Origin of the sequence: Corynebacterium sp. LK2590, assembly GCF_040946105.1 — a bacterium.
Classification (GTDB): Bacteria; Actinomycetota; Actinomycetes; order Mycobacteriales; family Mycobacteriaceae; genus Corynebacterium.
In genome coordinates this window covers 287,640-306,929 of record NZ_JAYWMH010000002.1, presented here as the reverse complement: position 1 = coordinate 306,929, position 19,290 = coordinate 287,640, and the positions used below count along the sequence as shown (strand labels likewise).

The following is a 19,290-nucleotide window of genomic DNA, read 5'->3' as shown; positions in this document are numbered from 1 at the left end:
GCTAGCCTTCGGCCTCGAGGCGCTCGGCGCGCTCCTGGTTCTGCAGGGCAGTGATGAGATCGCCCATGTCGCCGTCCAGCACGGAATCCAGGTTGTTGGCCTTGTAGCCGATCCGGTGATCCGTGATGCGGTTTTCCGGCCAGTTGTAGGTGCGGATGCGCTCGGAGCGGTCCATGGTGCGGACCTGGGAGGCGCGCTGCTCGGCGTCCTCGGCCTCGCGGGCCTCGCGCTCCATCTGATCCAGGCGGGCCTGCAGCACCTGCAGGGCGCGCGCCTTGTTCTGGATCTGGGAGCGTTCCTTCTGGCAGGTGACGATGAGCCCGGTGGGCAGGTGCGTGATGCGCACGGCGGAGTCCGTCGTGTTCACGCCCTGGCCGCCCTTACCGGAGGAACGGTAGACGTCGACGCGGATGTCCTTTTCGTCGATATTGACCGACTCGACCTCGTCCGGCTCCGGGTAGACCAGCACGCCGGCCGCCGAGGTCTGGATGCGGCCCTGGGACTCGGTCACCGGCACACGCTGCACGCGGTGGACGCCGCCCTCGAACTTGAAGACGGACCACGCGCCGTCGCGGGACGGGTTCTTCGACTTGAAGGAGATGGTCATGTCCTTCACGCCGCCCAGGTCGGACTCGTTGAGGCCGAGCACCTCCCAGCTAAAGCCCGTCTTGTCGGCGTAGCGCTCGTACATGCGGGCCAAGTCGCCGGCAAAAAGCGCGGCCTCTTCCCCGCCGGCGCCGGCCTTAATCTCCATGATGATGTCCTCGGCGTCGTGCTCGTCGCGCGGGGCCAACAGGTCAGCGAGCTTTTCTTCCAGCTCGACGACCTCGCCCTCCAGGCGGTCCGCCTCGGCCTGGAAGTCATGGTCCTCGTAGGCCATCTCCTTCGCGTCCTCGAGGTCGGCGCGAGCCTGGTTGAGCTCGTCGTTGACCTGGATGATGGGCCGCAGCTCGGCGTAGCGCTTGGACAGCTTCCGGAACTGGTTCTGGTCGCCGGCGACCTCCGGGTCGGCCATCTGCATTTCCAGACCCTGGTATTCGGAGACGATGTCGTCGACCAGCGAAACCTGGCTAGCCATTACTTGTAATCCTCCTCGTCCTTGTCAGCGACCATCGGCGCGGACTGCGCCACGCCCATGAGAAATTCGCCGTTGGACTTGGTCTTCTTTAGCTGCTTGATGAGCAGGTCGATGGCCTGGTGGGAGTCCAGGGCCGCGAGGATGCGCCGCAGCTTAGTCATAATGCGCAGCTCCTCCGGCACGAGCAACAGCTCGTCCTTACGGGTGCCCGAAGGGTTCACGTCGACGGCCGGGAAGACACGGCGCTCGGAGATGGAGCGGTCCAGCTTCAGCTCGGCGTTGCCGGTACCCTTGAACTCCTCGAAGATGACGTTGTCGCCGGTGGAACCGGTTTCCACCATGGCCGTGGCGATGATGGTCAGCGAGCCGCCGTTTTCGATGTTGCGGGCCGCGCCCAAGAAGCGCTTCGGCGGGTAGAGGGCATTGGAGTCGACACCACCGGACAGGATACGCCCGGAGGCCGGGGACGAGTTGTTGTACGCGCGGCCCAGGCGGGTGATGGAGTCCAGCAGAACGACGACGTCCTTGCCCTGCTCCACCAGGCGCTTGGCGCGCTCGATGGCCAGCTCGGCGACCGAGGTGTGCTCTGACGGCGGGCGGTCGAAGGTGGAGGCAATGACCTCGCCGTTGACCGAGCGCTGCATGTCGGTGACCTCTTCGGGGCGCTCGTCGACGAGCACCACCATGAGGTAGCACTCCGGGTTGTTGATGGAGATCGCGTTGGCGATGTTCTGCAGGATGGTGGTCTTACCGGCCTTCGGCGGGGAGACGATGAGGGCGCGCTGGCCCTTACCAATCGGCATGATGAGGTCGATAACACGCGTGGTCAGGACCTTCGGGTCCGTTTCCAGGCGCAGCCGCTGGTTCGGGTACAGCGGGGTCAGCTTGGCAAAGTCCGGGCGCTGCTTCGCTTCTTCCGGATCCATACCGTTGACGGTATCGACGCGCACCAGCTGGTTGTACTTGCGGCGGTTGCGGCCGTTGCCGTGGGTGTGCGTGGCGCCGGCGACCTTGACCTGGCCGGTCACCGCGTCGCCGGAGCGCAGCCCCAGTCGGCGGACCAGGTTCTGGTTGACGAAGACGTCCGAGTTCGCCGCGCGGTAGCCGGTGGTGCGCAGGAAGGCGACGTTGTTGTCGACTACCTCGAGGATTCCGCCGACGGCCTGCAGCTCATCGCCTTCGCGGATCTGCAGGTCGTTGCCACCCCCACGGTTGTCGTTGCCGCCGCCACGGTTGCGGCGGTTGCGGCGGTTGCGACGCCCGCGGCGGCCGCCGCGCTCGTCATCGTCGCCGTTGTTGCGGCGGTTGTTGTTGCCGCCGTTGTTGTTGCCGTGGTTGCCGTTATTACCGCCGTTGCCGTTGTTGTTCCCGCCGTTGTTGCCGTTGCGGGAATCATCCTGGTTGTCGCGGTTGTCGCGGCCCTGGTCCTGGTTGTTGCCATTACCGTTGTTGCCGTCGTGATCGTCGCGCCCACCCCGGCGCGCGCGGTTACGGCGGGCCCGGCGAGCCTGGGCGCGGGATTCATAGCGCGGCTCGTCATTGCCGTTGTTCTTGTCGGCGTTCTTCTCGCCCTTCTTGTCGCTGTCGCCCTGATTGTCATCGCGGCGCGAGCTACGGTGATCGTCGCGTGGTGCGGCATCAGCGGCATCGTCAGCCTGGTTGGCCGGGGCCTCAGCCTTCGCCGGTTTAGCGGCCTTGGCGGCGGCCGGCTTCTTGCCGGTGGTAATTGCCTCGATGAGAGCGCCCTTGCGGAGAGCGCTGACGCCGCGCAGCCCCTTCTGGGCGGCAATTTCGCGCAGCTGTGGCAGCTTCAGGGATGCCAGTTCTTGAGGCGAGATATTCTCCGTATCGCTCACGGAAGTCCTTTCGTCGCTTTTCCCAGCGGATGATTCTGGGTGCCCAGCGTGCCCGGTCGGGCGGTCGTGCCGCGTGTCACCGGGCCGGTGTTCCCACTCAGCTGGGTCTGCCGGCTAGGCACTCTGGAAATGACTGTGTAGTTAAAAGATAAAACTCTGGCTAGCCTGCCTGTACACCCCGCGGCACACTGTCTTGGACCTCGAGCTAACTCGAGGGCGCGCAGTGCCGGTGGGGACTGGAAGGGGCCCAATAGTCCGCGAGGGACCAGGTTGCCCTTCTTTTCCTCGGCAGGAACCACGTCGTCCCCTGCGGGCCGGCCTTAAACCTTGCGCGATGTGCACGGCGTTGGCAGAACTAACCCATAAAAGCGCGCGGGCTGTGGTTCGACCCATTCTGCAGGGTCAAAGCCCAGGGACAACGCATCTCGACTGCACGAGCAGGCCCGAGCACATGATGCTTTACTGTTCAACTTAGGGCAGCTCACGTAGCTCAAACGCTCAAGCAGCTCAGCCAGCCTCAGACAGTATAGCGCAAGAATTTGCCTTCTTCGGTACCGACCCCACCCCGGGGCCGAAGGAGGTGGCTATCATAGTGACCATGCACTCCACCATGCAGGAAGTCCCGCTCAACATCTCCCGTATCTTGGAGCAGGGGGCGACCGTCCACAGCCAGACCAAGGTCACCACGTGGCACGGCGAGCACGCCCCCGACGGCGCCGGGGCGGCCGAGGAATGCACCTTCGCGGACATCGGCGCGCGGGCGGCGGCCTTTGCCCACGTGCTCCACGACGAGCTGGGCATCACCGGCGACGAGCGCGTCGGCTCTTTTCTGTGGAACTGCGCGGAGCACCTAGAGGTGATGTTCGCCGTTTCCTGCAAGGGCGCGGTCTTTACCCCGCTGAACAAACAGCTGATGAACGACCAGATCCGGCATATCGTCAACCACGCCGAGATAGAGGTCATCGTCGCCGATCCGCGCCTGGCCCAGCAGCTGGGCGCGGTGCTGGCCGGCACCGAGACCGTCCGCGCGGTCGTCTTCACCGGCCCGGGCCGGGTGGAACACCTAAGCCCCTACTTCCCCCGCGGCGTGGAGGTCTACTCCTACGAAGCCCTGCTGGACGGGCAATCGACCCGCTACGACTGGCCGGTCCTGGACGAGTCCGCGGCCGCGGCCCTGTGCTATTCCACCGGCACGACCGGCGCGCCCAAGGGCGTGGTCTACTCCCACCGCTCCATTTATCTGGCCTCCATGTTGCTGCGCACCACAGACAGCCTGGCCATTACGCACGGCGAATCCTTCCTGTGCTGCATCCCCATCTACCACGTGTTGTCCTGGGGCGTGCCTTTTGCCGCCTTCATGACGGGCACCCCGCTCATCCTGCCGGACTCGGACGTCTCCGCGCCCACCCTGGCCAAGCTCATCGCCTCTACCCACCCACGTGTGGCGCACGGCGTGCCGACGATTTGGATCCAGCTCTTCGTCCACTACCTCCACCACCCGCCGGAGCGCATGTCGCTGACCGAGATTTACGCCGGCGGCTCCCCCGTCCCGCCGCAGGTGATCAAGGTCTGGGAGGAGCGCTTCGGCGTCGACGTCGTGCACGTGTGGGGCATGGTGGAAACGACCACCGTGGGCACCGTGGCGCGCCCGCCGCAGGGCGCCAGCGGCAACGCCCGCTGGGGCTACCGCATCTCCCAGGGCCGCTTCCCCACTAGCTTGGAATACCGCGTGGTCAACGACGGGCAGGTGGTCTCCAAGACCGACCGCAACGCCGGCGAGATCCAGGTCCGCGGCAACCTGGTCACGGAGTCGTACTACCACTCGCCGGCCGCGGAGTCCGGCGGGGCGGCTTCCCAGTTCCGCGGCAAGCGCACCGAGGACGCGGCCAGCAAGTTCACCGCCGACGGCTGGCTGCGCACCGGCGACGTCGGCTCGGTGACCAAGGACGGCTTCTTAACCATCGAGGACCGCGCCCGCGACGTCATCCGCTCCGGCGGCGAGTGGATCTACTCGGTCCAGCTGGAAAACCTCATCATGGCCGACGACCGGGTCATCGAGGCCGCCGTCATCGGCTACCCCGACAAGCAGTGGGGCGAGCGCCCGCTGGCGGTGACCGTCCTCCAGCACGACATCGACCCGACCATCGAGACCGCGGAGAGCCTGCGCGAGAACCTGCGTTCCGAGCTACCCGGCTGGATGCTGCCGGAGTACTGGACGTTCATCAAGTCCATCGACAAGACCTCGGTGGGCAAGTTCGACAAGAAGGATCTGCGCTCCCACCTGGCCGAGGGCGAGTACAACATCATCCGCCTGGCCGGCCCGGGCGAGGCCAACCAGATTGATGACAACGCCACCCTCGATCCGGACCAGCGGCTGACCTAAAACCCGACGGGAAGGAATAGCTGACCTGCGCGTGCCGTTGTGGTTGGTAGTCCTGTCCGCACAACGCATAGAGTTGGGAGAATATGACTGACCGTTCTTCCGCCCCGAAGGTGCTGCTGCCCACCCCGCGCGTAGCCGGCCGCCCGCAGGCCGCCGCGGACCTGGCTCCCGCCGACGCGAACGGCAACCGGGCTTTGGTGGACAAATACGGTCGCGTCGCCCGGGATCTGCGCGTATCCCTGACCGACCGCTGCAACCTGCGGTGCACCTACTGCATGCCCGCCGAGGGCCTGGATTGGATGCCTAACCAGCACAAGCTCGACGACGCCGAGACCATCCGGCTCATCCGCCTGGCCGTTGAGCGCCTGGGCATCCGGCAGGTCCGCTTCACCGGCGGCGAGCCGCTCCTGCGCAAGTCGCTGGCCGAGATCATCGCGGCCACCAAGAAGCTGCGCACCGACGAAGGCCGCGCCCCCAGCACGGCGCTGACGACGAACGGGCTGGGCCTGGACAAGCGCATCGACGAGCTCAAGGCCGCCGGCCTGGACCGGGTCAATATTTCGCTGGACACCATCAACCACGCGGCCTACGCCGAGCTCACCCGCCGCGACCGGCTCGATTCCGTCTTCGCGGCTATCGATGCCACCCTCGCCGCCGGCCTCCACCCCGTCAAGATCAACGCCGTGGTCATGCCCGGTATCAACGACGGCGACATCGTCGAGCTGGCCGATTTCGCCCTGCACAAGGGCGCGCAGCTGCGTTTTATCGAGCAGATGCCGCTGGGCCCGCGCGAGCAGTGGGATCGCTCGACCATGGTCACCGCGGACGACATCCTCGACCAGTTGAAATCCGCCTTCGATCTGCGCCCGGCCCGCGCCCCGCGCGGATCGGCGCCCGCCGCGCTCTGGGAGGCGACCTGCCCCGACGGCACGCGCGGCAAGCTGGGCATCATCGCCTCGGTCAGCCACCCCTTCTGCGGCGACTGCGACCGCACCCGCCTGACCACCGACGGCGCCGTGCGCAACTGCCTCTTCGGCAACTCGGAGACCTCCCTGCGCGATCTTATGCGCCAGGGCGCTTCCGACGAGGCGCTCATGGCCGCCTGGGCCGGCGAGATGTGGGCCAAGCTGCCCGGCCACGGCGTCAACGACGAGGGCTTCCTGCAGCCGGACCGGCCGATGTCCGCCATCGGCGGGTAGCCACCTTAAGCTAGTACCCGTTATGCACCATCCTTCTTCGTGCTCCGTCGCCGAGCATCTCTCCCGCATCCTCGGCCTCGTCGGGCCCCTCCCGGCCGTGGAGGTAGCCGCCGACGAGCTGACCAGCGGCCTGTTTTGCGCCGCCGATGCCACCTGCCGCATCCCCGTGCCCGCCTTCCACAACTCGGCCATGGACGGCTTCCTGGTCCACCGCGCCGACCTGGGTTCCGGCTCGGCCACGCTGCCGGTGCTCGGCGACGTGCCGGCCGGCAGCGCACCGCAAGAGGTGCCCGCGGGTGCGGCGGTGCGGATCATGACCGGCGCCCCCATCGCCGACCCGCTCGATCCGGAGCTCGTGGTCGTGCCCGTAGAACTGACCAATATCCCCGCCGGGCCCACCCCGCTGCCGGAGACGGTCACCATCACCGGCGCGGATCCCGCCCGTCCCCACATCCGCCGGGCCGGCGATAACCTCGCCGTCGGGGACATCGCGGTTCGCGCCGGGTCCCGCGTGGACCCCGGCGTCATCGCCGCCTGCCACTCCGCGGGCCTTAACACACTGCCCGTGCACCGCACCCCGCGGGTGGCGGTGATTTCCACCGGCGACGAGCTCGTCAGCCTGGGCGACGGCCCCTGGTCGCTGGGGCCTGGCCAGATCCCGGATTCCAACCGGCCTATGCTGGCCCAGCTCGTGCGGGACTCCGGGCCCGTCGAGCTCACACACCTACACGCCGGGGATAGCGACGGCGCCGCAGGCCGGAGCGATTCCTTCGTCGCCCTGACCAAGGAGGCGGCCCAGACCCACGATCTCATCATCACCAGCGGCGGGGTCTCGGCCGGGGCCTTCGACATCGTGCACACCAGCGCCCAGGCACATGCCAGCAATGCCTGGTTCGGCGACGTCAACCAGAAGCCCGGCGCCCCGCAGGGAGTAAGCATCTGGGGCTCGACCCCAATGATCTCGCTGCCGGGCAACCCGGTGGCCACCTTCGTCTCCTTCCACCTCTACGTCGCCCCCGCGTTGCGCGCCCTCCGCGGCGACCCGCACCCGGCCCTGCGCCGCCGCGGGATAGTCCGGGCGGGCGAGAATTTCCCGGACACCCGCGACCGCCCCGCCTGGCTGCCGGTCCGGGTGGACTACGCGGACAACCCGCCTGCCGCCTTCCCCTTCAACGGGCGGCGGCTGGGCTCCCACATGGTGGCTAACCTGGCGGGCACCGCGGGGATGGTGGGCCTTGACGCCCACGCCGCCGGGCCGCGGGCGGGCGATACTGTCGAGATCACCTGGTTCTAGACGAGTCTTAGTTAAAGGAGAAAGGACGAGCAATGGAGTTTACGCATCTCAACCAGGCCGGCGAGGCCTACATGGTCGACGTGACCGAGAAGAAGCCGACCGTGCGCACCGCCACCGCCGAGGGCGAGGTGGCCTGCTCCCGGGAGGTCATGGACGCGCTGCGCGACGGCACCGTGCCCAAGGGCGACGTGCTGGCTGTGGCACGAGTGGCCGGCATCGCGGCGGCCAAGAAGGTCCCGGAGCTGCTGCCGCTCGCCCACACCATCGGCGTGCACGGCTGCCGCGTCGACCTGGAGCTTAAGGATGATTGCGTGGCGATTTCGGCCACCGTGCGCACCGCGGACCGCACCGGCGTGGAGATGGAGGCCCTGACCGCGGTGAACGTCGCTGCGCTGGCGGTAATCGACATGGTCAAGGGCGTGGACCGTTCCGCCTTCATCCGGCGGACGGGAATCGTCGCCAAGTCCGGCGGGCGCTCCGGCGACTGGTCCCGTACCCTGCCGGAGGCCTAAGCCATGGCTCTGCCTGCTTGTCCCCTTACCGGCCAGCTCGGCGTCCTCGTCTTGGCCGGCGGCCGGGGCCGCCGCATGGGCGGGGTCGACAAGGCCAGCCTGCGCGTTTCCGGACAGCGACTCGTCGACCGCGTGCTGGGCCAGCTGCCCTACCACTGCAAGCGCATCGTGGTCTCGCCCTATCCCCTGGGCCTGCCGCAGGTCTGCGAGAACCCGCTCTTCGGCGGCCCCGTCGCCGGCATCGCGCGCGGTGCACAGGCCCTGCACAGCGACTACATCGCCGTCCTGAGCGTCGATGCCCCGGATTCCGCCCAGCTCCTCCCCGCCCTCTGGCAAGGGCTTATGGCCGATGATGCCGACGCCGCCATCGTCCGCAGCGCCGACGGCTTCCTGCAGCCGCTGTGCTCGCTGTGGAAGGCCGACCACCTGCGCCGCGCGCTCGCCGGGCTGCCGGGCGTGCACAACACCTCCGCCCGCCGGCTGCTGCGCCAGGCGCGCCACAGCTCCCGGGTTATCGAAGTCCCCGGCACCGGCGCCGAGCGCGACTACGACACTCCCCAGGAGCTAGCGGCATTCGCGGAAGATGTCCTTCAGCAGGGGCAGGACAACCGCTAGCGTGTCCTCGACCGCCCCGACCGAAGACGCGGAATTGACCAGCAAGGTCCCCGGCGGGCACGCGGTAACGCCGATGATGCCCCGGCACAAGCCCGCCCGGGGCGAGTTTTTCAGGCCCTCCAGCAGGACCTGAGTCTCCAGCCCCCACATACGCGCCGCGATGAATTCTTCCGTGACCTCCGGGGTGTCGTTATCGCGAGAAATCCCCGTCGCGCCGATAACGAGCACCACGTCGGTGCCTGCCTCAATTGCCTGACTCAGCGCTGGCCTTAAGTTCGCGGCTCCCTCGTTGAGGCACTGCTTCAGCGTGACCTCCACGCCGTGGTTGGTCAATAGCTCCACCGCGCGTTGACCTGCCTTGTTGGGCTTTGAGCCCTCCTTGATGCGGTTCGACGCGACGATGACTGCGGCCTGCAACTCAGGCATTGGTGCCTCCTGGCGTCCCATTCGGCCACCTCCTCTACTACACCCGTGAGAAAAATCACTGTGGGAATTATTTTCCCAGCTAAGGGAACCCTCAGCGGCTTACGCAGCACGAACCGGAAGGCAAGGAAATGTGCAACATTAACGTTTCCTAAATAAACCCAGATTCTTCCGTACAAATTCCTCTTCTGAGTCTAATACTCGATAGATTGATATTCAGCTATTCCTTCGAGATGTTTTGAGGACACCCCATGACTCAGCTAGACACCTCAGGCAAAGTCATCCAGGGCTGGGATCCAGAGGATTCCGAGCACTGGGACTCCAAGATTGCCTGGCGCACGCTCATTATTTCGACGACCACCCTGTTCATCGGCTTTGCCGCATGGTATCTGGTCTCCGCCATCGCGCCCATCCTCAACGAGATCGGCTTCGTTCTCAGCTCCGGCCAGCTCTACGCGCTCACCGCGGTCTCGGGACTCGCCTGCGGGCTTTTCCGCCTGGTCTTCATGTTCCTGCCGCCGGTGCTCGGCACCCGCAAGCTGGTGACCTTCTCCGCGCTGCTGTTCCTGCTGCCGATGTTCGGCTGGTTCTCGGTCGTGCAGCGCCCCGATGCCTCCTTCGCTGAGCTGCTCGCCATCTCTTTTGCCTCCGGCATTGGCGGCGGCGTCTTCTCCGGCCTCATGCCGTCGACCGGCTACTTCTTCCCGAAGCGGATGTCCGGCACCGCGCTCGGCCTGCAGGCCGGCCTGGGCAACTTCGGCATCTCCTTCATCCAACTGGTCGCCCCGTGGCTGATGGGCTTCAGCCTCATCGGCATCGGCTTCGTCGCCCCACAGCGCCTGCCCGACCAGACCGCGATCTTCGTCCACTCCCCGGCCATCTTCTTCGTGCCCTGGACCATCGTTATGGCCGTGCTGGCCTGGACGCTGCTCAAGGACGTGCCGGTCAAGGCGAACTTCCGCCAGCAGATCGACATTTTCGGCAACATCAACACCTGGGTACTCACCGTCGTCTACCTGATGAGCTTCGGCGCCTTCTCCGGCTTCGCCGCCCAGTTCGCCCTGATGATCAACGACCTCTACGGCCAGACCTCCAAGTTCGCCGAGGTCATGAACCCCGACGACCTGCCCCGCGGCGCCGCCTTCGCCTTCATTGGCCCGCTGCTCGGCGCCCTCGTGCGCGCACTCTGGGGCCCGCTCTGCGACAAGTTCGGCGGCGCCATCTGGACCTTCATCGGCTGCCTAGGCATGACCATCTTCACCGCGTTCTCCGCGCTGTTTTTGAACCCGGATTCCCCGGACCAGTTCTGGTGGTTCCTGGCGGGCATGCTCATCATGTTCTTCTTCACCGGCCTGGCTAACGCCGGCACCTTCAAGCAGATGCCGATGATCCTCCCGCCCCGCCAGGCAGGCGGCGTGGTCGGCTGGACCGGCGCCATCGGCGCCTTCGGCCCGTTCGTCGTCGGCATGCTCCTGTCGGTTATGCCCATGGCCGCCTTCTTCTGGGGCTGCGTGGTCTACTTCGCCATCACCACGGTCCTGGTCTGGGTCTTCTACGCCCGCCCGAACGCCCCGTACCCTGGCTAAACCCCGCACCCAACAGAGAGTTTTACCCCCATGACTACTCACGTCCCCGCTCCCGAAAACGGCAAGCTCAACCCGCTATTTAAACTGGGCGCTTACCTGCGCCGCGGCGAGGCCTCGGCTTCCGGCCAACAGGTCTTTTTGCAGGGCGGCCGGCAGGCCGACGTCTTCTACCGCAACCGCTGGGCCTTCGACAAGATGGTCCGCTCCACCCACGGCGTGAACTGCACCGGCTCCTGTTCCTGGAAGGTCTACGTCAAGGACGGCGTCATCACCTGGGAGTCCCAGGCCGTCGACTACCCCACCACGGGCCCGGACACCCCGGAATACGAGCCCCGCGGCTGCCCCCGCGGCGCCTCCTTTTCCTGGTACACCTACTCCCCGACCCGCGTGCGCTACCCGTATGCCCGCGGCGTTCTGGTGGACATGTTCCGCGAGGAAAAGCAGAAGCACGGCGACTCGGTGCTCGCTTGGAAGGCCATCCAGGAAGACCCCGACAAGCGCCGGGCGTATATCTCCCAGCGCGGCAAAGGCGGACTTATCCGCATCTCCTACGAGGAGGCCATCGACATGGCCTCGGCCGCGCACGTCTACACCATCCGCAAGTACGGCCCCGACCGCATTAACGGCTTCACGGTTATCCCGGCGATGAGCCAGGTCTCTTACGGCGCCGGCAGCCGCTTCCTGCAGATGATCGGCGGCGTCGCCCTGTCCTTCTACGACTGGTACGCGGACCTGCCGCCGGCCTCCCCGCAGACTTTCGGCGACCAGACCGACGTCCCCGAATCCGGCGACTGGTACAACTCCTCCTACCTGATGATGTGGGGCTCCAACATCCCGGTCACGCGCACCCCGGACGCCCACTTCATGGTCGAGGCCCGCTACAAGGGCACCAAGGTCGTGGTGGTCTCCCCCGACTTCGCCGACAACACCAAATTCGCCGACGAATGGGCCCGTATCGAGCCGGGTACCGACGCCGCCTTGGCCTTTGCCATGGGCCACGTCATCCTCAAGACCTTCCACGTCGACCGCCAAGAGCCGTACTTCCTGAACTACATGCGCAAGTACACCGACGCACCGTTCTTGGTCTCCCTCGACCAGCGCGAAGACGGGACCTATACCCCCGGCAAGTTCTTCACGGCCTCCCAGACTAACGATGCCGCCCTGGCCGACAGCCCCAACGCCACGCACCGTGGCCTGGTCATGGAAGAAGACGGCCGCGTGGTCGATCCGGGCGGCACCGTCGCCGATCGCTGGGACATGGATTCTGCCAAGTGGAACCTCTCCCTCGACGGCGTCGACCCCGTCATGTCCGTGGCGGAGACGGATTCTTTCTCCACCGCCGAGGTCCTCTTCCCGCGCTTCGACCTGGATACCGACCCGGCCGATATCGGCACCGGCAAGCCGGTTGGCGCCGGGGTGGTCCACCGCGGCGTGCCCGTGCGCGAGGTCAACGGCAAGCTGGTCACCACCGTCTACGACATCATGCTCGCCCACTACGGCGTCCCGCGCGAGGACCTGAACCTGCCGGGTAGCTGGCCGACCGGCTTCGACGACGCCAGCGAGGTCGGCACCCCGGCCTGGCAGGAAGAGCTCACCGGCGTCCCCGCCGCCGCGGCCATCCGCATCGGCCGGGAATTCGCGCAGAACGCCGCGGATTCGCAGGGGCGTTCCCAGATCATCATGGGCGCGGGCGTGAACCACTACTTCCACGCCGACAACATCTACCGCACCTTCCTAGCGCTGACCTCGATGTGCGGCACCCAGGGCGTCAACGGCGGCGGCTGGGCGCACTACGTCGGCCAAGAGAAGCTGCGCCCAGTCAACGGCTGGACCCAGTGGGCCATGGCCACCGACTGGCAGCGTCCCCCGCGCCACATGATTTCCACCGGCTTCTACTACTTCGCCACCGAACAGTACCGCTACGACAACTCGCGCGCTTCCCAGCTGGGCTCCCCGCTGGCCAGCCGCGGGGCGATCGGCGACAAGATGGTCTCCGACACTATGTCCGAGGCCATGCGCCGCGGCTGGATGCCCGCATACCCGCAGTTCAACCGCAACTGCCTGCTGCTGGCCGACGAGGCGGACGCCGCCGGCTTAGACATCAACGACTACGTGGTCCAGCAGTTGGAAAAGGGCGACCTGGAGTTCGCCCACGACAACCCCTCGGCGGAAGAAAACTGGCCGCGCATCCTGCTCAACTGGCGCACCAACCTGCTGGGCTCCTCGGCCAAGGGCACGGAGTTCTTCCTCCGTCACCTGTTGGGCATCGACTCGGACGCTACCGCCGAAGAGCTTTCCCCGGAGCAGCGCCCGCGCACCATCAAGTGGGTCGACGAGGCCCCCGAGGGCAAGCTCGACCTGATGCTGACCACGGACTTCCGCAACACCTCGACCACGCTGGTCTCCGACATCGTGCTGCCGGCTGCCACCTGGTACGAAAAGCACGACATGTCCTCGACCGACATGCACCCCTACCTGCACTCCTTCAACGCGGCCATCAACCCGCCGTGGGAGGCGCGCACCGACTTCGAGGTCTTCCAGGACCTGGCCGCCGCGCTCTCCGACAAGGCCGTCAAGTGGCTGGGCACCCAGCGCGATGTCATCACCCAGCCGAGCCACCACGACACCCCGGACGAGCTGGGCATGCCCAACGGCATTGTCCCGGACATCGACGAGGTCGGGCTGGTCCCCGGCGTAACGATGCCGAAGCTACACGTCGTCGAGCGCGACTACACGCGCATCTACGAAAAGTGGGCGCACCTAGGCCCGCTGCCCGCGAAGGCCGGCACCGGCGTCCACGGCACCAAGTTCAACGTGGATAAGCAGGTCAAGGAGCTCGAGCTCATCTGCGGCACCTCGCAGACCTCCCAGGGCGAGCTCATCGATCTGACCAAGGACACCAAGGTCATCGACGCCATCCTGCACCTGTCCGGCGTCTCCAACGGTGAGCTGGCGCAGCAGGGCTTCGAGTTCCTGTCCTCGCGCACCGGCAAGGACCTCACCCCGCTGGGTGCTTCCGATGCCGACGTCCACATCACCTGGGATTCCATCAAGGAACGGCCCACCGAGGTCATCACCTCGCCGGAATGGACTGCCGACAAGCGCAACAAGCGCCGTTACACCGCTTTTTCCATCAACGTCGAGTTCGACAAGCCCTGGCACACGCTGACCGGCCGCATGCACTACTACCTCGACCACGACTGGTTCATGGACTACGGCGAATCTCTGCCCGTGTTCCGCCCGCCGCTGGACCACGTCCACCTGCACGGCGAGCACGCCCCCGGCCAGACGTTGAACAACGAGCGCGGCGAGGCCGAAGTCACCCTGCGCTACCTGACCACCCACAACAAGTGGTCTATCCACTCGCAGTACTTCGACAACCTGCACGTTTTGTCCATCTCTCGCGGCGGCCAAGTGGTGTGGATGTCCAACAAGGACGCCGAAAAGATCGGCGTCAAAGACAACGAGTGGGTCGAGGTCTACAACCGCAACGGCGTCGTCAGCGCCCGCGCCATCGTCTCCCACCGCATCCCGGAAGGCACCATGCTGTGCAACCACGCCCAGGAGCGCACCGTCGGCACCCCGCTCAACGAGCACACCGGCCGCCGCGGCGGCACCCACAACTCGCTGACGCGCATTTCCATCAAACCGGTACACATCGCGGGCGGCTACGGCCAACTTACCTACCACTTCAACTACATCGGGCCCACCGGCAATAACCGCGACGAGGTCACCCGCGTCCGCCGCCGTTCCCAGGAGGTGTCTTACTAATGAAGGTCATGGCTCAGATCTCAATGATCATGAACCTCGACAAGTGCATCGGCTGCCACACCTGCTCCGTGACCTGTAAGCAGGCATGGACCAACCGCGAAGGCACCGAGTACATCTGGTTCAACAACGTCGAAACCAAGCCCGGCGTCGGATACCCGCGCGGCTGGGAGGACCAGGAGAAATGGAAGGGCGGCTGGGAGCGCACCAGCTCCGGCAAGCTCAAGCCCAAGGCCGGCGGCCGGCTCAAGAAGCTGGCCACCCTGTTCCACAACCCCAACCTGCCGACCATCCAGGACTACTACGAGCCGTGGAGCTACCAGTACGAGGACCTGATGGGCGCCAAGGCCGGGCAGAAGACCCAGCCGACGGCCAAGCCGGTCTCCCAGATCGACGGCCACCCCATCGAAAAGGTCGAATGGTCCTCCAACTGGGACGACAACCTGGGCGGGTCCACCGCCACCATGGACAACGACCCTGTCCTGCACGAGATGAACCTGGACGTGAAGAAGGAGATCGAAGACACGTTCATGTTCTACCTGCCGCGCATCTGCGAGCACTGCATGAACCCGACCTGCGTGTCCTCCTGCCCGTCCGGGGCGATGTACAAGCGCACCGAAGACGGCATCGTCCTGGTTGACCAAGACGCCTGCCGCGGCTGGCGCATGTGCGTTTCCGGTTGCCCGTACAAGAAGGTCTACTTCAACCACAAGACGGGCAAGGCCGAAAAGTGCACGCTGTGCTACCCGCGCATCGAGGTCGGCCAACCCACGGTGTGCTCCGAGACCTGCGTGGGCCGCCTGCGCTACCTGGGCGTCATCCTCTACGATGCCGACCGCGTCGCGGAAGCCGCCGCCACCGAGGACCCACAGGACCTCCTGGAGGCCCAGAAGTCGGTCATGCTCGACCCCCACGACCCCGAGGTAGTCAAGGCCGCCCAGCGCGAGGGCATCCCGCACTCCTGGATCGACGCAGCACAGAACTCCCCCATCTACGACCTCATCTTCAAGTACGGGGTCGCGCTGCCGCTGCACCCGGAGTACCGCACGCTGCCCATGGTCTGGTACATCCCGCCGCTCTCACCCATCGTCGATCAGGTGACCGCCTCCGGCAACGACGGCGAGGACCACAAGATCCTGTTTACCGCCCTGTCGCGCATGCGCATCCCGCTGGACTACCTGGCGGGCCTGTTCACCGCCGGCGACCCGGTCCCGGTGGAAAAGGCGCTGCGCCGGCTGGTGGCCATGCGCTCGTATATGCGCGACATCAACTTAGGTAACGAGCCGCAGGAAGAAATCGCGCAGGCGGTCGGCATGGACGGGCGCACGATGCAGGAGATGTACCGCCTGCTTTCCATCGCCAAGTACGACGACCGCTACGTCATCCCCACCGCCTCGCCGGAGACCCCGCGTGGCATCAGCTCGCTGGATCCCTTCGGCGGCGTCGACCCGGCCCGCAACCTGAACGACACGTTCCAGGACCTAGGCATGGGCGCGCCGGAGGCCTGCACCCACGGCAGCGCGCCCAGCGGCAAGGTCTCCCTCCTGTCCTGGACCGGCGACCGCCCCGATTCCATGTTCCCGCCGAAGGACTAAGCGAGGCCAGCCATGAATATCTTTGACAAACTCGCCCGCCGCGCCCCCAGCCGCCCACCGGCTGTTGATGCCGTGGCCGGCTTCGGGACGCCAGCCGGCATCGGTAGCGGCGGGGGTGCCAAGGACGTCGAGCGTGCCATCCGCACCCACACCGGCAAGCTTCCCGACGAGTTCATCGCCCCGGTAAAGGTCTCGGTAGACCAGCGCCGTATTATCGCCATGGCGGTCTCGGTGCTGCTCAATTACCCGCAGCCGGATTTCCTGCAGCGGCTCGAGACCGTCGAGGAGCAGCTGGATCAGCTGCCGCTGGCCATCGCCAGCGATTTCGTGGACTTCGCCACCTGGGCCCGCTCCGCCGGGGTGCGCGGGATGGAGGAGCACTACGTCGAGACCTTCGACCAGCGACGTCGCTGCTCGCTTTTCCTGTCCTACTACGCGGTCGGCGACACCCGGCAGCGCGGCATGGCTATCTTGTCCTTCCGCCAGCAGCTCGAAGCCCTCGGCTTCGTCGTTAGCGACGAGGAACTGCCCGACCACCTCTGCGTCGTCCTGGAGGCCCTCGCGCTCAGCGAGGACCACGACAGCGCCGTGGAGATGGTGGCTAGCTACCGGGAGGGCATCGAGGTGCTGCGCGCCGCCCTCGGCCACGTCAACTCGCCCTACCTGAGCCTGGTGACGGCCCTGTGCAAGTCTTTGCCCAAGGTCGACCCGGACACCGCCCAGAAATACGTCGATCTCATTCGCACCGGCCCACCCGCTGAGATGGTCGGGATCGCGGATCTGCCCTTCCCAACCGCTCAGCCGAATTCGGTCTAAGGACTTTCCATGGATACTTTCAACAACTTTCTCTGGGGAGCGTTCCCCTGGCTCGCGATAGCCGCGTTCGTCGTCGGTATTTTCTGGCGTTGGCGTTCCGACCAGTTCGGGTGGACTACCCATTCGACCCAGATCTACGAGTCCAAGCTGCTGCGCCTGTCTTCCCCGCTGTTCCATTGGGGCATGGTCTTCGTCATCATCGGCCACCTCATGGGGCTAGCGATGCCCAAGTCCTGGACCCGCGCCGTCGGCATCAGCGACCACGTCTACCACTGGATCGCCACCATCCCCGGCTCGCTCGCGGCGGTCGCCGTGCTGCTCGGTTTTGCTGGGCTGGTCTACCGCCGCGTGGTCAACCGTTCCGTCTTCCTGTCGACCTCCACGTCCGACAAGGTCATGTACGTCCTGCTGGGGCTGGCTCTGCTGTCCGGGTCCATCGCGACCTTTACTCTGCAGCTTTTCGACCTGGCCGGCACCCATGGCTATGACTACCGCGAGACCATCGCGCCCTGGCTGCGTAACCTTCTCATCTTTAACATCCAGCCCGAGCTGATGGCCGATGTGCCGTGGCAGTTCAAGGTCCACGTCCTGGCGGGCTTTACCATCATCGCCGTCTGGCCGTTTACCCGCCTGGTGCACGCCTTCTCCGCGCCCGTCGGGTACGTGACGCGCCCGTACGTGGTCTACCGTTCCCGCGACCAGCGCACCACGGACATGCGCCGCCACGTCGCTTGGGAGCCGGTGCGTTCCCACCGCGCGCAGTTGGATAAGAACGAAACGCCGTCCCACGGCGCCTAGACCGGAATTGTCCACAGCCCCCGCCGCGTGCGGGGGCCATTTTTGTGCCTAACGATGCCTCCCTGCGGCTACCTGGTCACATTGCACCATTTTTCGGCCCTTAGGCAGGTGGCACCGCAAAAACGGGCGTTTTCGGCTGTTTCGGGGTCCGTGCAGGATGGCTACTTTGTCCCGAGTTATCCACAGATTGGGTTTCCGGGCCTTGTAGGGGTTGAGCCGGGCTTCTAGCGTGTGGGGCATGACGACGACAGCCATGGACACTTTGAAAGCAGCGCACTCCATCTTCGCGGACGGGATCTCCTACTTGGGCCTGTGCCGCGAGCTGAGCCTGCCTGCCCTGAGGGCTGTCATGTCCGACGTTGCCGCGGCCGCCCACTACCGCGCCTGCCAGACGTTCTTCGGGCACACCACCTACACGAGGAAGCAAGCCGCCGCGAGGAAAGGCGCCGCGGAATCCGGACACCACTTAGATACTTTGCTGGTGTTGGACAATGCCTTCCGGCGGGTCCGACACAAAGGCCACGCCTGGGCCATGCTCATCGAACTGTGCAACACACCCGGCACCACCAAACAACTACGCAGACTGGCTAACAAAAAGGTCCTGGAGCTTAACCGCCCGGCCCCACCAGCCGAAGGCGTGCGGGTGACCCGCCGCAAAGACGGACCGAGTACTTTTTCTGTTACCGGTGACCCGGAGTTGGTGGAAAACCTCTGGGCCAGTATTAAAACCATCCCCGACGTCGAGGCCTTGTTCAGCGGCGGACTGAACAAGCAGCCCAAGGCCACGCACGTGGTCACCCCCCTGCCCGACTGGGTACGCATCCTTGCCGGTGACGGGGACGAAATCACCCTGCAGCTAACCAACGGCACCACCATGACCGGGGCCGAATACGTCCGCCAATGCTTGTTGGATGCGGGCCTGGCCACCCTGGTGGACCCTAGGCGGGGTCCGGTCAACCAATACCGCTACCAACGCCACGCCTCACCCAAACAAAAAGACATGGCGAAGGCGGAGACCACCACCTGCGCGTGGCCGAACTGCCGCAAGCCGGCCGATGAGTGCCAGGTCCACCACATCCACCCGTGGGTCGATGGTGGTGAAACCAACCAAGAGAACCTCACCTTGTTGTGCGAGTTCCACAACTCTTGGAATGATGACGACCCGGCCTACCCCAGACACGGAAGGGTCAATCGAAGACACGGCAAAGTCACGTGGGATCCGCCCTGGGGCGGCGGCCCTAACAGCTGACGGCTAACGGCTGACGGCTGACATGAAGTCAGCCGAGGGACAAGGAACGAGAACGCAGCCGCGAGACCAGGCTGCGAGGGGACATCCCAAGGAACACACCCAGCCAAAATACGCGAAA

General features: G+C 65.8%; 14 protein-coding genes. 11 read left to right on the top strand and 3 right to left on the bottom strand.

Going from position 1 to position 19,290, the window contains the following annotated elements:
- Nucleotide 1: 1 nt before the first annotated feature.
- Together prfA and rho are read right to left on the bottom strand one after the other, a co-directional pair.
- Complete coding sequence (gene prfA, locus VVR85_RS04055) at nucleotides 2-1,078, bottom strand: peptide chain release factor 1 (RefSeq protein WP_368519672.1); 1,077 nt, start codon at nucleotides 1,076-1,078, stop codon at nucleotides 2-4.
- Complete coding sequence (gene rho, locus VVR85_RS04050) at nucleotides 1,078-2,934, bottom strand: transcription termination factor Rho (protein ID WP_368519671.1); 1,857 nt, start codon at nucleotides 2,932-2,934, stop codon at nucleotides 1,078-1,080. The genes prfA and rho overlap by 1 nt, the downstream gene beginning before the upstream one ends.
- A gap of 598 nt (nucleotides 2,935-3,532) precedes the next feature.
- Between rho and VVR85_RS04045 the strand changes: the two genes are divergently transcribed.
- The 5 genes from VVR85_RS04045 (at nucleotide 3,533) to VVR85_RS04025 (ending at nucleotide 8,937) form a co-directional block, all read left to right on the top strand.
- Entirely contained in the window at nucleotides 3,533-5,317 is a 1,785-nt protein-coding gene (locus VVR85_RS04045) for a long-chain fatty-acid--CoA ligase (RefSeq protein WP_368519800.1), read from the top strand.
- Between the two features lie 83 nt (nucleotides 5,318-5,400).
- Nucleotides 5,401-6,516: a GTP 3',8-cyclase MoaA gene (moaA, locus tag VVR85_RS04040; RefSeq protein WP_368519670.1), complete on the top strand. Its 1,116-nt coding sequence runs from the start codon at nucleotides 5,401-5,403 to the stop codon at nucleotides 6,514-6,516.
- A gap of 22 nt (nucleotides 6,517-6,538) precedes the next feature.
- Nucleotides 6,539-7,810 carry a molybdopterin molybdotransferase MoeA gene (locus VVR85_RS04035; RefSeq protein WP_368519669.1) on the top strand — a complete coding sequence of 424 codons (1,272 nt, stop codon included), beginning with the start codon at nucleotides 6,539-6,541 and terminating at the stop codon, nucleotides 7,808-7,810.
- 32 nt (nucleotides 7,811-7,842) lie between these two features.
- Nucleotides 7,843-8,322, top strand: a complete 480-nt coding sequence (moaC, locus tag VVR85_RS04030) for a cyclic pyranopterin monophosphate synthase MoaC (RefSeq protein WP_368519668.1) — start codon at nucleotides 7,843-7,845, stop codon at nucleotides 8,320-8,322.
- Between the two features lie 3 nt (nucleotides 8,323-8,325).
- Nucleotides 8,326-8,937: a molybdenum cofactor guanylyltransferase gene (locus VVR85_RS04025; protein ID WP_368519667.1), complete on the top strand. Its 612-nt coding sequence runs from the start codon at nucleotides 8,326-8,328 to the stop codon at nucleotides 8,935-8,937.
- Here the strand turns inward: VVR85_RS04025 and VVR85_RS04020 are convergent.
- The gene (locus VVR85_RS04020; protein WP_368519666.1) at nucleotides 8,887-9,363 is read right to left on the bottom strand and encodes a molybdopterin-binding protein; all 477 of its coding nucleotides are present in this window, start codon (nucleotides 9,361-9,363) and stop codon (nucleotides 8,887-8,889) included. The genes VVR85_RS04025 and VVR85_RS04020 overlap by 51 nt on opposite strands.
- 248 nt (nucleotides 9,364-9,611) lie before the next feature.
- Between VVR85_RS04020 and VVR85_RS04015 the strand changes: the two genes are divergently transcribed.
- From VVR85_RS04015 to VVR85_RS03990, 6 genes are all read left to right on the top strand, one after another.
- The gene (locus VVR85_RS04015) at nucleotides 9,612-10,946 is read left to right on the top strand and encodes an MFS transporter (RefSeq protein ID WP_368519665.1); all 1,335 of its coding nucleotides are present in this window, start codon (nucleotides 9,612-9,614) and stop codon (nucleotides 10,944-10,946) included.
- Between the two features lie 30 nt (nucleotides 10,947-10,976).
- Nucleotides 10,977-14,717: a nitrate reductase subunit alpha gene (locus tag VVR85_RS04010; RefSeq protein ID WP_368519664.1), complete on the top strand. Its 3,741-nt coding sequence runs from the start codon at nucleotides 10,977-10,979 to the stop codon at nucleotides 14,715-14,717.
- Complete coding sequence (gene narH / locus VVR85_RS04005) at nucleotides 14,717-16,309, top strand: nitrate reductase subunit beta (protein ID WP_368519663.1); 1,593 nt, start codon at nucleotides 14,717-14,719, stop codon at nucleotides 16,307-16,309. Before VVR85_RS04010 ends, narH begins: the two co-directional genes overlap by 1 nt.
- A 12-nt stretch (nucleotides 16,310-16,321) precedes the next feature.
- Nucleotides 16,322-17,125: a nitrate reductase molybdenum cofactor assembly chaperone gene (narJ, locus tag VVR85_RS04000; RefSeq protein ID WP_368519662.1), complete on the top strand. Its 804-nt coding sequence runs from the start codon at nucleotides 16,322-16,324 to the stop codon at nucleotides 17,123-17,125.
- Nucleotides 17,126-17,134: 9 nt separating this feature from the next.
- Nucleotides 17,135-17,923: a respiratory nitrate reductase subunit gamma gene (narI, locus tag VVR85_RS03995; RefSeq protein ID WP_368519661.1), complete on the top strand. Its 789-nt coding sequence runs from the start codon at nucleotides 17,135-17,137 to the stop codon at nucleotides 17,921-17,923.
- A gap of 238 nt (nucleotides 17,924-18,161) precedes the next feature.
- A complete protein-coding gene (locus VVR85_RS03990) occupies nucleotides 18,162-19,172 on the top strand; it encodes an HNH endonuclease signature motif containing protein (protein ID WP_368519660.1) in 1,011 nt (336 codons plus the stop codon).
- Nucleotides 19,173-19,290: the final 118 nt, after the last annotated feature.